Here is a 13418-nt window from a genome sequence, read left to right on the forward strand (position 1 = left end):
CGCCTGCTCAGACGGCGAGTGACACCGGTCGCCGCTGCGCCGCCGCGTACCGCTCCAGCAGCACGTCGGCCAGCTCCGGAGCCGGGCCGAGCACGTCGGCCACGATCGCGGCGCCCGCCTCCAGCGTGGTGCGCCGCACCTTGTCGGCGAAGTAGCCGGGAGCCAGCAGATAGGGCGCCACGACCACGCGCGGCGCGCCCGCGCGCACCAGCTCGGCCACCGCCTGCGCGGGGGACGGGTCGGCGGCCGAGGCGTAGGCGGCCCTGACCGTCCACCAGCCGGCCCGCCGCCACTCCCGCGCCAGCCGCGAGATCACCGCGTTGGCCCTGGCGTCGCTCGAACCCGCCGACACCAGCACCACCGCCGTGTCCGGGTCCCCGGCCCGGACCCCGGCCTCGGCCAGCCTCCGCTCCAGCGCGGCCCGCAGCAGCGGATGCGGGCCCAGCGTGGTGCCGTAGTGCACGCGCAGGCGCGGATCCCGCGCCCGCACCTCGTTCAGCGCCGCCGGAAGGTCCACCCGGCTGTGGTAGGCCTCGGTGAGCAGCAACGGCAGCACCACCGCCTCCTCCAGGCCGCTCAGGGCCTGGGAGAGCGTGGGAGCGCAGTGATCCAGGTACGCGACGCGGACGTCCAGCGGAACCTGGTCGAGCAGCGCGGCCACGGTGGCGGCGGCCCGCGGATCTCGCGATCCGTGCGCCACCGCCACCAGTGGCACGCCACCGGGGGCCGTCCCGCCTGCCAACGGGACAGGTCCCCTCCTGGGGATCACAGGTGAATGCCGCATTCGACCTTCCCCAGACCCGCCCAGCGTCCGCTGCGCGGATCCTCTCCCTCCGCGACCTGCCGCGTGCACGGCGCGCAGCCGATCGAGGGGTAGTTGTCATAGTGCAACGGGTTGATCAGCACCCCGTTGTCGGCGATGTAGTTGTCGACGTCCTCCTGCGTCCAGGCGGCGATCGGGTTGACCTTGACCATCTGCCGCTTGGCGTCCCACTCGACGACCTTGGTGTTCTTCCGGCTGGGCGACTCGTCGCGGCGGATGCCGGAGATCCACGCCAGGTACGGCTCCAGCGCCCGGTTGAGCGGCTCCACCTTGCGCAGGTAGCAGCACAGGTCCGGGTTGCGGCCGAACAGCCGCGGGCCGAGGTCGCGATCCTGCTCCTCGACCGTCCGCGACGGCTTGATGTCGATCACGTTGACGTCATAGACCTGGCGCACCGCGTCCCGCGTGCCGATCGTCTCGGCGAAGTGGTAGCCGGTGTCGATGAACAACACGTCCACGCCGGGCTTGACCCTGCTCACCAGGTCGATGAGGAGGGCGTCGCTCATCGAGGACGTCAGGCAGAGCCGGTCGCCGAACGTGGCCGCCGCCCAGCGGATGATCTCGCGGGCCGGGGCGCCCTCCAGGAACGTGGCGGCGGACTCGACGATGTCCTGCAGGTCGAGCGTGCCGCGTTGTTCTCTTAAACCGACCTCTATGTCGACCAGCGTCATATCTTCACTCCGATTCCAAGAAATTTCAGCTTGAAGGCACGAGCGCAGGCCCGGCAGTACCAGCCGCCGTCACCCTCGTAGGGTTCGAGGTCCTCGTCGCCGCAGTACGGGCAGTGGAAGGGAACCGCTCGTGTGGTCATTTCAGGTCCGCCTCGTCCGCTCGCTGCACCCAGTCGGCGAACGACTCGCCTTCCTTGCGCTGGGCGTCGTAGTTCTTCACCACGCGCTCCACGTAGTCGGGCAGCGCCTCGGCGGTGGTCTTCAGGCCGCGCACCTTCCGGCCGAAGCCGGGGTTGACGCCGAGCGAGCCGCCCAGGTGGATCTGGAAGCCCTCCACCTGGTCGCCGTTCTCGTCCACCACCAGCTGGCCCTTGAGGCCGATGTCGGCGACCTGGATGCGGGCGCAGGAGTTGGGGCAGCCGTTGACGTTGATGGTCAGCGGCTCCTGGAAGTCGGGCAGCCGGCGCTCCAGCTCGTCGATGAGTTGGGCGGCGGTGGCCTTGGTCTCGACGATGGCCAGCTTGCAGTATTCGATGCCGGTGCACGCCATCGTCTGGCGCCGGAACGTGGACGGCCTGACCTGCAGGTCGTTGGCCTCCAGCTCGGCCACGATGGAGTCGACCTGGTCGGGCGCGACGTCGAGGATGACCATCTTCTGCTCGACCGTCGTGCGCACCCGGCCGGAGCCGTGGCGCTCGGCGATGTCGGCGATCGTGTGGAGCTTGTCGCCGTCGAGCCGGCCCACCTTGGGCGCGAACCCGACGTAGAAGTTGCCGTCCTTCTGCGGGAAGACGCCGACGTGGTCGCGGCGGCTGCCGCGCGGCTGCTCAGGGGCGGGCCCGTCGGGCAGCGGCGCCTTGAGGTATTCGGTCTCGAGGATCTCGCGGAACTTCTCGGCGCCCCAGTCGTTGACCAGGAACTTGATCCGCGCCCGGTGCCGCAGCCGCCGGTAGCCGTAGTCGCGGAAGATCCCGACCACGCCCTCGTAGACGTCGGCCACCTGCTCCGGCCTGACGAACACGCCGATGCGCTTGCCGAGCATCGGGTTCGTGGACAGGCCGCCGCCCACCCACAGGTCATAGCCGGTCTCGCCCTGCTCGTTGACCACGCCGACGAACGCCACGTCGTTGATCTCGTGCACCGTGCAGTGCGCCGGGCAGCCGCTCACCGCCGACTTGAACTTGCGGGGCAGGTTCGAGTACGCCGGGTTGCCGACGACCCGCTCCTGGACCTCCCAGATCTGCTCGGTGGCGTCGAGCACCTCGTCGGCGTCGATGCCGGCCAGCGGACAGCCGAGGATCACACGCGGCGTGTCGCCGCACGCCTCCGTGGTCGACAGGCCCACGGCCTCCAGGCGCTCCCAGATGTCGGGCACCGACTCGATCTCCACCCAGTGCAGCTGCACGTTCTGGCGGTCGGTCAGGTCGGCGGTGCCGCGGCCGTACTCGTTGGAGATGTCCGCGATCGTGCGCAGCTGCCGCAGGTCGAGCTGGCCGCCGTCGATGCGGACGCGCAGCATGAAGTAGCGGTCGTCGAGCTCCTCCGGCTCGAGGATCGCGGTCTTGCCCCCGTCGATGCCCGGCTTGCGCTGCGTGTAGAGGCCGTACCAGCGCATGCGGCCGCGCAGGTCGGCGGGGTCGATCGAGTCGAAGCCACGCTTGGAGTAGATGTCGATGATGCGCTGGCGGACGTTGAGGCCGTCGTCGTTCTTCTTGTTCTCTTCGTTCTTGTTGAGCGGCTCACGGTAACCGAGAGCCCACTGGCCTTCGCCGCGCGGGCGCTTGTGGTGCCGGCTGGCAGGGGTGCGGCTGGCAGGGGTGCTCATTGCGCGTCCTTCGGATCATGGGCGCGCGCAGGATTCCTCCGGGCCTCGTCATCGAGGGGCAGGAAAGTTCAGAGGATTGCGACGCGCTCAGCGGCAGAGAAAACGGGGTTAGCGGGCGTCGCAACAGATGGCACTGCGGACACGCTGGAGGTCGACGTGGCGTCGACCGACGAGCATGGGGTCCGCTGGCATGGTTCGACGATACCTTGACCGTCCAGGATGTCCAAGACAGGGTCCAGAGTGTGGGACTGTCCGGTCTTTCGCCCTGTTTTCCGGCCTGTTCAGCCCTGACGGCGCCAGCCGAGCTCCGAATCCTTGGGCTTGGCCTCCGTCTTGTGCTGACAATCACACCAGGAGCCGCCGCGGCAGTCTTCGTGCCGCCTGTCCTTGCAGCTCTCACAGATCACACTTCCATTATTCTCCCAGAACGTTGTTCGGGTTAGGCTGGCGCCCGTGGATCTCATGGCCGAGTTGCTCGACGATCTCCGCGCCGAGACCGCGTCCCTCGAGGCGCTGCTCCAGCCCCTGCGGGACGCGGACTGGGAGCTCACCACGCCCGCCGAAGGCTGGGCCGTCCGCGACCAGGTGAGCCATCTGGCCTGGTTCGACGACGCGGCCGCCCGGGCCGCCACCGACCCGGAAGGCTTCCACGCCTCGCTGAGCGGCTTCCGGTCGGTCGACGACCTCGTCCTGCAGGCGCGCGGGATGCCGCCGGCCGAGCTGCTCGAGTGGTTCCGCGCCGCCCGCGCCCGCAGCCTCCAGGCGTTCGCCGCGCTGGACGCCCGCGACCGCCTGCCGTGGTTCGGGCCGGCCATGTCGGCCGCGTCCTTCGTCACCGCGCGGCTGATGGAGACCTGGGCGCACGGGCAGGACGTGGCCGACGCGCTCGGCGTCGTGAGGGAGCCGGCGGACCGGTTGCGGCACGTGGCCATGATCGGGTTCCGGGCGCGGCCGTACAGCTTCGCCGTGCGGGGCCTTCCGGAGCCTTCCGAGCCGGTGCGCGTGGAGCTGGCCATGCCCGGCGGGGGCACGTGGACGGCGGGCCCGCCGGAGGCGGCCGCCGTGGTCCGCGGGCCGATGCTCGACTTCTGCCTGGTCGTCACCCAGCGCCTCCACCTGTCCGACGCCGCACTGGAGCTGACGGGCGAGCCGGCGCGGGCCTGGATGCAGATCGCCCAGGCGTTCGCCGGTCCCCCCGGGAAGGGCCGGGGGCCCAGATCAGGGTGAAATCAGGGACGCAAACGGCACGCGCGGCGACATGCTGTAAGCATGAGGACGATTCTCAATGTCATCTGGCTGGTGTTCGCCGGGATCTGGCTCGCGATGGGCTACGCGCTGGCCGGCGTCATCTGCTGCATCCTGATCGTCACCATCCCGTTCGGCATCGCCTCGTTCAGGATCGCCGCCTACGCGCTGTGGCCGTTCGGCCGCACCGTCGAGCGCGACCCGGAGGCGGGGGTCTTCTCGCTCCTCGGCAACGTGATCTGGTGCGTGGTCGCCGGCATCTGGCTGGCCATCGGCCACGTGATCACCTCGATACCGCTGTTCATCTCCATCATCGGCATCCCGATGGGCGTCGCGAACATCAAAATGATCCCGGTGTCCCTCTTCCCGCTGGGAGCCCGTATCGTCGAGCACTCCTAGGGCAGGTATCGGGGACGTAAGCTGTCCCGAAGAGTCACTGCTAACACGTTGGGTGCCATGACGTCCACCGATGCGCCTTCCCGGCCGAAGCGAGGCCTCGCCTCCAACGCCCGGGCGAGGCTGAACTGGGTGCTCGACACGAAGTCGTGGGCCATCGTCCGCGCCGCCACGAACGCGGGCGTCACCTACCGGGTGACCGGCCTGGCAGGCGAGGCGGCGTTCTTCGCCCTGCTGTCGCTTCCCCCTTTCGTACTGGGCCTGATCGGCGTGATCGGCAAGCTGGGCGCATGGCTGAGCCCCGCCATGGTCGAGGACGTCAAGAAATGGGTGATCGACCAGTCCGGGCTGCTGTTCACCGACGACGCCGTCAACAAGGTGATCAACCCCCTCATCGCCGACGTGCTCAGCCCGAACGCCGCCCAGCAGGTGTCGATCATCTCCCTGGGCTTCCTGCTGTCGCTCTGGTCCGGCTCCAGGGCCCTCTACGTGTACGTGGACCTCATCTCCGTCGCCTACGGCCTGGGTGAGGAGCGCGGCATCATCCGCACCAGGCTCATGTCGTTCGGCCTGTACGTCGTGGGCCTGCTCATCGGGATCATCGTCATGCCCATCCTCGTCGTCGGCCCGGCGCTGCTCGAGGGCGCGCTGCCCGACGAGTACGGCGTCATGGTCCACGTGCTCTACTGGCCCATCGTGATCGTCGGCTCGGTGCTCTTCCTGACCGTGCTCTACCACGTCAGCGTGCCGATCAGGACCAAGTGGTACCGCGAGCTCCCCGGCGCGATCCTGGCTCTCTTCCTGTGGATCGTCTGCGCCGCGGTGCTGCGGGCGGTGCTCGCGGCGTGGTTCTCGCCCGTCTCCGTGTACGGCTCGCTGGCGGCGCCCATCGCGTTGCTGCTGTGGCTCTACATCACGGCCCTGGCGGTGCTCATCGGGGCCATTCTGAACGCCGAGGTCGATCGGCTCTGGCCGGGCGTGGGCCGGACCAAGTGATCTGGCGATTCGCTACTCAGATGCAAGTGTGATCGCCAGAATGCTGGCGTGAGCGATCAAATCCGGCGTATCGGCCCGTACGCGATCGTGCGGAAGCTGGGCGAAGGCGGCATGGGCGTGGTCTACCTCGCCCAGGATCCGGAGTTCCGGCCGGTCGCGCTCAAGGTGCTCAAGCCCGAGCTGGCCGGCCGCGACGACTTCAGGCGACGTTTCACCCGCGAGGCCGAGGCGGCACGCAAGGTGGCTCGGTTCTGCACGGCGCCGGTCCTGGACGCCGGGATCGAGGGCGAGACCGCCTACATCGTCACCGAGTACGTCGAGGGTCCCGACCTGGCCTCCCTGATCGAGCAGCGGGGGCCGATGAGCGGGGCCAACCTGGAGGCGCTGGCGGTCGGGGTGGCCACCGCACTGGCCGCCATCCACGAGGCCGGGATCGTGCACCGCGACCTCAAACCGTCGAACATCCTGCTCAGCGCGGTCGGGCCGCGGGTCATCGACTTCGGCATCGCCCGTCAGGCCGAGCCGGACGCCACGCGGTCGGCGGCGGTGGTGGGCACGCCGGCGTACATGGCGCCCGAGCAGGCCAGCGGCGGGCCGATCACGGCGGCCAGCGACGTGTTCGCCTGGGGCGGCGTCGTCACCTACGCCGGCACCGGCCGGCCGCCGTTCGGCACTGGTGCGGTGCCCGAGGTGCTGTATCGGGTCGCCCATCACGTGCCCGTGCTCGACGGGCTGGACGAGCGGCTGCGGCGCCTGGTGGAGGAGGCCCTGCACAAGGAGCCGGACCGACGCCCGACCGCGCAGCAGCTGCTGGACCGGATGCTGGGGCGCGAGCGGGCGACGGTGGTGGCGGCGACCCGCGCGGTGAGCGACTCCTGGACGCCGCTCCTCACCCAGCCCCCACCTCCGCCGCCGCCCGTCCGGCCGGGACGCCGCTGGGTGGCGCCTGCGGTGTCCGCCGTCCTCGCGGCCGTTCTGGCGGCGGGCGGCACGGTGGCCCTGTGGCGGCCGTGGGAGTCGAAGGCCGCGACGGCCGGGTCCGCGAGATCCACCGTCACCATGACGCAGACCAGCACTGTGACGGCCACCGCCACGCCCGAACCGGCCTCCAGCGCGCCGGTCCCGACCAAGACCGTCGGGGCGAATGCGGTGATCACACCGGGCAAAGAGGCGGCGGTACTGCCCTTCCTGCTCTCCTTGGAGGGGGGCGGGAGCATTCGAGGGCTCGTGCAAATCGACTCACTCGTGTGGCAGGGCCCCAACGTCAAGCTCCAGTTCACCATCAGGAGCGATGCCGCCCGCGCCTCCACATATGTGCAGCGCTTCTTCGGGATCGACGAGGCGAACCTCGGAGACATCGTGATGACTCTTCCGGGTGAGACCTATCCCATCAAGCCCATGTGGAACGGCGACGTATGCGCCTGCACAACGTGGGGGTATTACGACGAGATCGAGGCAGGGCAGTCCAAGCGCTTCTATGCCGTTTTCCGCCGCGTACCCAAGAGCGCCAAGACCGTTGACCTGGACCTTCTCAAGCTCGGACTCTTCAAGAACGTGCTGATCGCCAAGGAGTGACGCTCGGCCGCATCCGCTATCGTCTACAGCGAGACGCGACTGGCGCATTGGGTGGGAACGACCACCGGGGAGCGAAAGGAGCGGAGGCCGTGCGCCTGGGTCTTCGCACGTTGTCAACGATGACAGGAGAGTCATGAGTTCTCTCGCTAGCGTCGACCCGCAGATCGCCGAGCTCATCAAAGCGGAAGAGCGGCGCCAGGCCGACACGGTCAAGCTCATCGCGTCGGAGAACTACGTGTCCAAGGCCGTGCTGGAGGCCACCGGCACCGTCCTGACCAACAAGTACTCCGAGGGCTACGCGGGCAAGCGTTACTACGAGGGCCAGCAGGTCATCGACCAGATCGAGGCCGTGGCGATCGAGCGGGCCAAGGCGCTGTTCGGCGTCAACCACGCCAACGTCCAGCCCTACTCCGGCTCGCCCGCCAACCTCGCCATCTACATGGCGTTCCTGCAGCCCGGCGACACCGTGATGGGCATGGGCCTGCCGTTCGGCGGCCACCTCACCCACGGCTGGTCGGTCTCGGCCACCGGCAAGTGGTTCAACCCGGTCCGCTACGGCGTGCGCAAGGACACCGGCCGCATCGACCTCGACGAGGTCCGCGCGCTCGCGCTGGAGCACCGTCCCAAGCTGATCTTCTGCGGCGGCACCGCGATCCCGCGCACCATCGACTTCGAGGGCTTCGCCTCGATCGCCCGCGAGGTCGGCGCCGTGCTGGCCGCCGACATCGCCCACATCGCGGGCCTGATCGCGGGCGGCGCGCACCCGTCCCCGGTCGGCCACGCCGACGTGATCTCCACGACCACTCACAAGACGCTGCGCGGCCCGCGCGGGGCCATGCTCATGGCCATGAGCGACGAGCACGCCACCGCGCTCAACAAGGCCGTCTTCCCCGGCCTGCAGGGCGGCCCGCACAACCACACCACCGCCGCCATCGCCGTCGCCCTTCACGAGGCCGCCCAGCCGTCGTTCCGCGACTACGCGCACCAGGTCGTCGCCAACGCCAAGGCCCTGGCCGACGAGCTGGGCTCGCGCGGGTTCGACCTGGTGTCCGGCGGCACCGACAACCACCTGATCCTCCTCGACCTCACGCCCAAGGGCATCGGCGGCAAGCCGGCCGCCCAGGCGCTCGACCGGGCCGGGCTGGAGACCAACTACAACACGGTGCCGTTCGACCCGCGCAAGCCGTTCGACCCGTCGGGCATCCGCATCGGCACGCCGTCCGTCACGTCGCGGGGGATGGGTGAGGCCGAGATGCGGCAGATCGGCGCCTGGATGGACGAGGTCGTCACCGCCCTCGCCAAGGGCGACGCCGAAGACGTCATCACGCGCGTCCACCACGAGGTCAGCGAGCTCACCGCGCAGTTCCCCGCTCCCGGCCTTTAAGATCTTTCTTTTCTTACGGCGGGGCCGAGTGGGCGCCACCCACGGCACGGGGCTGAGGGCCTCCAGGGTGACGCCCTCTGACCCGCACGGGGCGGGCCGCCGTGACGGCGCGCCCTTCACCGGCTTCCGTGGCTCCCACCTCCCCGCCGCACCGCGCGGGGAGTCCGGCACGAAAGCGGTGCCGTAGCACAGAACGCCCCGCCGCACGGGCTCCATATGCGGCGGGGCGTTCGTCGCGAGCGGGGTGGGCCGGAGTACCCCGTCGCGGTGGCCGGGCAGCGGGACCCCGGAGGAAACGGTCGCCGCGCCGGCTGGGGATGGCTTGACGGGAAACGGGAACGAGGCGTCCCCCGCCAGGCCCTAGCCGAGGAAGACGTAGCCGGCCCCGTGCGGGATCCGGGCTTCGGCGCCGGGCGCGCAGGGCCCCGCGGGCGCGAGGCCGATCCGCTCGCCGCGCAGCGCCTCCGCCGTAGCGCGCGCGGGTGGGTGAAGCGCTCGCCGCCGAGTCGGCCCCGTACGGCGCCGTTCGCCGGGAGGACGCCCGCGAACAGGTCCGCCGCCACGGGGCCGGCGCCCTTGCGGACCTGGCCACCGGTCCCCGGGGCGAGCCCGGCGCGTGCCGACAGGGTCGCCTGATCGCCGGCGAGCATCGCGCCAGGAACGGCGAATTTCCGGATGGACATGGCGAAACCCCGCAAATGGCTGGAAATTTCGATCGATACGGCAAGCAGTACGCGAGCCAGCCCGCCCAGGTTCAACCCGGATACGAGGAAATTTCCAGACAGGCCCGCGTACGGCAGCAGAAAGCCCTCCCGCCGGCGGCGGGAGGGCTCGGCAGGCCGGTGTCAGGCCTTGATGGTGAGCAGCTTCTTGCCCGTCGAGGTCACCACCTCGAAATGATCGATGTCCTTCAACGGCGTCGCGCTGCCGCCGTGCATGTAGAGCGGGTCGGGCGACCCCGGCACTCCGTACCCGGCTGGAGGCACGGACCACCCGGTCATCACCCGGCGCTCACCCGACTTGGCGACTGAGATCAGCTCGCACTCCAGGGGCCCTTTGACCCCGGCCAGCTTGAGCGCCGCGTGCGTGCCCCACCCCTTGGACTCCACCACGACCCCGCCGGTGACCCCGTCGACGCCCTTGCCCTCGATGGGCCGGCCGTCGGCGTAGAACTGCTCGGCCGGGCCCATGTGTTCCCCCATGGGATTCTGCTGCTCCTGGGCGGCCTGCTGCGCACCGCCCCCGCTGAGCTGCGTGCCGACGGTCAGCCCGCCGGCAACGAGCGTGACCGCGGCCGCCATCCCGATCACGTACGTTCCCTTGCGCCTCCTCCTGTGCGCCGCCTTCCTGCGGCGCACCATGTCGATCGCCGGGGCCGGCGTCGGCGGGCGGTCGTCCTCCACGGGACCACTCAGGCCGTTCAGCACGCTGGCCACGCCGGCCAGCTCGGTGAGCTCGGCACGGCAGGGGGCGCAGAACAGGAGATGGGCCTCGAACGCTTCTTTGTCCTCTTCATCGAGCAGGCCGAGCGCATATGCGCCCACGTCCGTGTGCTCGACTCTGGATGTCACGCCGTCACCCCCCTCTCCTCCAGCGCTATCCGCAGCGCGCGAACGGCGTAGTAGACCCGGGATTTCACGGTGCCCACCGGAATGCCCAGCGCCTCGGCGGCGTCGTTGACCGACCGGTCTCGCAGGATCGTCTCGTTGAGGATCTCGCGATGGGCCGGGGACAACGCTTTCAGGGCCTCAGAAACGACCACCTGGTGCAGGAGTCCCTCCATCTCGTCCGGCACGGGCATGCTCTCCAGCGGCCCGTCACCCGACTCCTGGGGGCGGGCGTCCCTGCGCCGCCGGTCATCGATCACGATACGTCTGGCGACCGTGGCTAGCCAGGGCATAAGTGAGACTGCCTCAGGATCGAGTTGTCCCGCACTGCGCCAAGCTCGGATCATGGTCTCCTGCACCACGTCTTCCGCCCACTGCCGATCACCCGCCGTCAGCCGGATCACGAAGGCCAGCAGCGGCCTGTGATACTCCCGGTAGAGCGCGGACACTGCCACCTCGTCGTCGGGCACCTCGACATCCGGTCGCATGCGCCGGATCCTGTGGCGTGAGCGCGGCTTGCCCATCGGGGCGGCTCCGTCGGCCGGGGGCGGGGGATACGTGCTCGCTCGCATCATCTCCCCTTTCTCGCGTCCGTCGGCAGGAGGTACGACGAGCCGCCATGCCACGGTTCAACAGAACGCCATGCCAAATCGGATTGCATCGCCCCGGACAGGGTGCGTAGAGTCTCTCCGGTAACCGATCGAGGAGGTGAGGACTATGCGGGTCGTCCTGTTCTGCGCGCCGTCCGTCCACCTCCGGGCGCTCGTCTGACGCTGCCCGGTTCCCTTCCCGATCAAAGGTTTCACTCCGTTGTCTTACGATCTTTCTCTGCTCGGCTGGACCGATCTCCGCGCCGCCGAGCTGCCCGCCGACACCGTTCCCGGTCGCGTGGCCCGCGTCGACCGGGGCGCCGCCGAGGTGATCGCGGCCGACGGCCAGCATCAGGTCAGGTACGCCGCCCACGTCCGCCGCGCGGCCGCCGCCGACCCCGTCGCGCTGCCGTCCGTCGGCGACTGGGCCGCGCTCAGGATGCTGCCCGAGGGCCGCTACGAGCTCGAGGAGGTGCTGCCGAGGACGACCGCGTTCATCCGGGGCGGCGTCAGCCGCGACTCGGTCGGCGGCCTGTCGCGCGACAGCCAGGGCCAGGTGCTCGCGGCCAACGTCGACGTCGTCTTCGTGGCCGAGCCGTCCATGCACGCCACCGACTTCGCCAACCTCGGCCGCATCGAGCGGCTCGTCGCGCTGGCCTGGGAGTCCGGCGGCACGCCCGTCGTCCTCATCACCAAGTCCGATCTGCTGGAACGCGGCCTCGACGACCTGCTCGCCGACGTGCGCGTGACCGTGCCCGGCGTCGACGTGCACGCCGTCTCGTCGCTGCACGGGGACGGCGTGGAGCTGGTCGCCTCCTACCTCGGCGGCTCCCGCACGGCCGTCGTCCTCGGGCCGTCCGGGGCCGGGAAGTCCACTCTGGTCAACGCCCTGGCCGGGGAGGAGGTCATGGAGATCCAGCAGGTACGCGCCGCCGACGGGCGCGGGCGGCACACCACCGTGCACCGGGAGCTGATCCTGCTGCCCGGCGGCGGGCTCGTCATCGACACGCCCGGCATCCGCCGGATCGGTCTCTACGACATCGGGGAAGGCGTCGACCGCGTCTTCTCCGACCTCGAGACGCTGGCCGAGCAGTGCAAGTTCGGCGACTGCGAGCACAACGGCGAGCCGGGGTGCGCGGTGCTGGCGGCGGTCGAGAGCGGGGAGCTGCCGGAGCGGCGGCTGGAGAGCTGGCACAAGCTGCAGCGCGAGGCGGCCTGGATGGCCGCCCGCACCGACGCGCGCCTGCGCAAGGAGCTGCAGGGCAAGTGGAAGTCGATCACGAAGGAGATGCGGCGCTCAGGCAGAAACCGCCCCTGACGCCGCGTCGGCCGGAAGGGTGCGCCCGCTCGGCGGAAAGGTGCCGAGCGGGCGCACCGCCCCTCTGGGGGGCGGCCCCGTTCTCGGGCGGAGAGGCGCGTCGGCGCAGGGCCCCTTCTCGGGCGCGAGACCCGGATCGGCGGGCCTGTCCGAGGGGGTGCGGCTTGTTCCGAGGAAGGCGCGGACCGGTCCGAGGGCGTTTCTCAGTGGGCCCTGTGCCCGCGCGCCCGTTGGGGCAGCGGTAGCCGACATTCCGCCCTCCTGCCCAGGCCCGGGGCCTGTCCTCGGGCAGGAGGCCCAGGTCCTCGGGCGAGGGAGGGAGGCGAGGAGGGGTGGTCGTCGGGGTAGGCACAGGTCATGGAGCTCTTCGCAGATCGGGCCCAGGCCGGGGCGAGGCTCGCCGAGCGGCTGCTGGACGCGCACGACCCCGTGGTGCTCGCGCTGCCCCGCGGCGGCGTGGCCGTCGCCGTGCCCATCGCGCGCAGGCTCGACGCCGAACTCGAGGTCCTGGTGACCAGGAAGATCGGCTATCCGCCGACGCCGGAGCTGGGCGTGGGGGCGATCGCCGAGGGCGGCGAGCCGGTCTTCGACCTGGCGTTGCTGCGCCGGCTCGGCATGACGCCCGAGTCGGTCGCGGACGTGGTCGAGAAGGAGCGGCGCGAGCTGGACCGCCGGGTGCGCGCCTACCGCGGCGACCGGCCGCTGCCCGCGCTGGAGAACCGGGAGGTGATCGTGGTCGACGACGGCCTGGCCACGGGCGGCACCGCCAGGGCCGCGCTCAGAGCCGTCGGCACGGCCAAGCCCGCCAAGGTGACGCTGGCCGTGCCGGTCGGGGCCCGCGACACGGTGCGGTCCATGCGGCAGGAGGCCGACGAGGTGGTGGTGCTGCTGACCCCCATCGACTTCCGGGCGGTGGGGCAGTGGTACGTGCACTTCGAACAGCTCAGCGACGCCGACGTGCTCGAGCTGCTCGGCCGGGATTGACGGA

General features: G+C 70.4%; 13 protein-coding genes and 1 riboswitch. Of the genes, 7 read left to right on the forward strand and 6 right to left on the reverse strand.

The features are described from left to right. Window positions 1–7: 7 nt before the first annotated feature. From ID574_RS03585 to ID574_RS62670, 4 genes are all read right to left on the reverse strand, one after another. Entirely contained in the window at window positions 8–784 is a 777-nt protein-coding gene (locus ID574_RS03585; RefSeq protein WP_442939207.1) for a sirohydrochlorin chelatase, read from the reverse strand. Next, window positions 766–1494, reverse strand: a complete 729-nt coding sequence (locus ID574_RS03590) for a phosphoadenylyl-sulfate reductase (protein WP_188187296.1) — start codon at window positions 1492–1494, stop codon at window positions 766–768. Before ID574_RS03590 ends, ID574_RS03585 begins: the two co-directional genes overlap by 19 nt. 136 nt (window positions 1495–1630) lie before the next feature. Then, window positions 1631–3319, reverse strand: coding sequence for a nitrite/sulfite reductase (locus tag ID574_RS03595; protein WP_188187297.1), 1689 nt, complete (start codon window positions 3317–3319; stop codon window positions 1631–1633). Between the two features lie 108 nt (window positions 3320–3427). Beyond that, a complete protein-coding gene (locus ID574_RS62670) occupies window positions 3428–3511 on the reverse strand; it encodes a putative leader peptide (protein ID WP_311132608.1) in 84 nt (27 codons plus the stop codon). Window positions 3512–3781: 270 nt separating this feature from the next. Here ID574_RS62670 and ID574_RS03600 point away from each other — a divergent pair, with 270 nt between their 5' ends. The 5 genes from ID574_RS03600 to glyA all read left to right on the forward strand — a co-directional run bounded on the left by ID574_RS03600 (window position 3782) and on the right by glyA (window position 8915). Further along, window positions 3782–4546, forward strand: a complete 765-nt coding sequence (locus tag ID574_RS03600; protein ID WP_188188265.1) for a TIGR03084 family metal-binding protein — start codon at window positions 3782–3784, stop codon at window positions 4544–4546. A gap of 42 nt (window positions 4547–4588) precedes the next feature. Next, window positions 4589–4963: a YccF domain-containing protein gene (locus ID574_RS03605; RefSeq protein ID WP_188187298.1), complete on the forward strand. Its 375-nt coding sequence runs from the start codon at window positions 4589–4591 to the stop codon at window positions 4961–4963. A 57-nt stretch (window positions 4964–5020) separates the two neighbouring features. Further along, on the forward strand, window positions 5021–5956 hold the full coding sequence (locus ID574_RS03610; protein WP_223166332.1) for a YihY/virulence factor BrkB family protein: 936 nt from the start codon (window positions 5021–5023) through the stop codon (window positions 5954–5956). A gap of 48 nt (window positions 5957–6004) precedes the next feature. Next, window positions 6005–7531 (forward strand): serine/threonine-protein kinase, encoded by a 1527-nt coding sequence (locus tag ID574_RS03615; RefSeq protein ID WP_188187299.1) that lies wholly within the window; start codon window positions 6005–6007, stop codon window positions 7529–7531. Window positions 7532–7556: 25 nt separating this feature from the next. Continuing rightward, a riboswitch (ZMP/ZTP riboswitch) is annotated at window positions 7557–7639 on the forward strand. 25 nt (window positions 7640–7664) lie between these two features. Further along, the gene (gene glyA, locus ID574_RS03620) at window positions 7665–8915 is read left to right on the forward strand and encodes a serine hydroxymethyltransferase (protein WP_188187300.1); all 1251 of its coding nucleotides are present in this window, start codon (window positions 7665–7667) and stop codon (window positions 8913–8915) included. Between the two features lie 845 nt (window positions 8916–9760). Here the strand turns inward: glyA and ID574_RS03625 are convergent. Together ID574_RS03625 and ID574_RS03630 are read right to left on the reverse strand one after the other, a co-directional pair. Continuing rightward, window positions 9761–10486 carry an anti-sigma factor family protein gene (locus ID574_RS03625; RefSeq protein ID WP_188187301.1) on the reverse strand — a complete coding sequence of 242 codons (726 nt, stop codon included), beginning with the start codon at window positions 10484–10486 and terminating at the stop codon, window positions 9761–9763. After that, window positions 10483–11010 carry a sigma-70 family RNA polymerase sigma factor gene (locus ID574_RS03630; protein WP_262495934.1) on the reverse strand — a complete coding sequence of 176 codons (528 nt, stop codon included), beginning with the start codon at window positions 11008–11010 and terminating at the stop codon, window positions 10483–10485. The genes ID574_RS03625 and ID574_RS03630 overlap by 4 nt, the downstream gene beginning before the upstream one ends. A 322-nt stretch (window positions 11011–11332) precedes the next feature. Here ID574_RS03630 and rsgA point away from each other — a divergent pair, with 322 nt between their 5' ends. Together rsgA and ID574_RS03640 are read left to right on the forward strand one after the other, a co-directional pair. Further along, window positions 11333–12430, forward strand: coding sequence for a ribosome small subunit-dependent GTPase A (gene rsgA / locus ID574_RS03635; protein ID WP_188187303.1), 1098 nt, complete (start codon window positions 11333–11335; stop codon window positions 12428–12430). 357 nt (window positions 12431–12787) lie between these two features. Next, window positions 12788–13414, forward strand: a complete 627-nt coding sequence (locus tag ID574_RS03640; protein WP_188187304.1) for a phosphoribosyltransferase — start codon at window positions 12788–12790, stop codon at window positions 13412–13414. The last annotated feature ends 4 nt before the right edge of the window (window positions 13415–13418 follow it).

The organism is Nonomuraea sp. SYSU D8015, from assembly GCF_008065375.1.
Taxonomy (GTDB): domain Bacteria; phylum Actinomycetota; class Actinomycetes; order Streptosporangiales; family Streptosporangiaceae; genus Nonomuraea.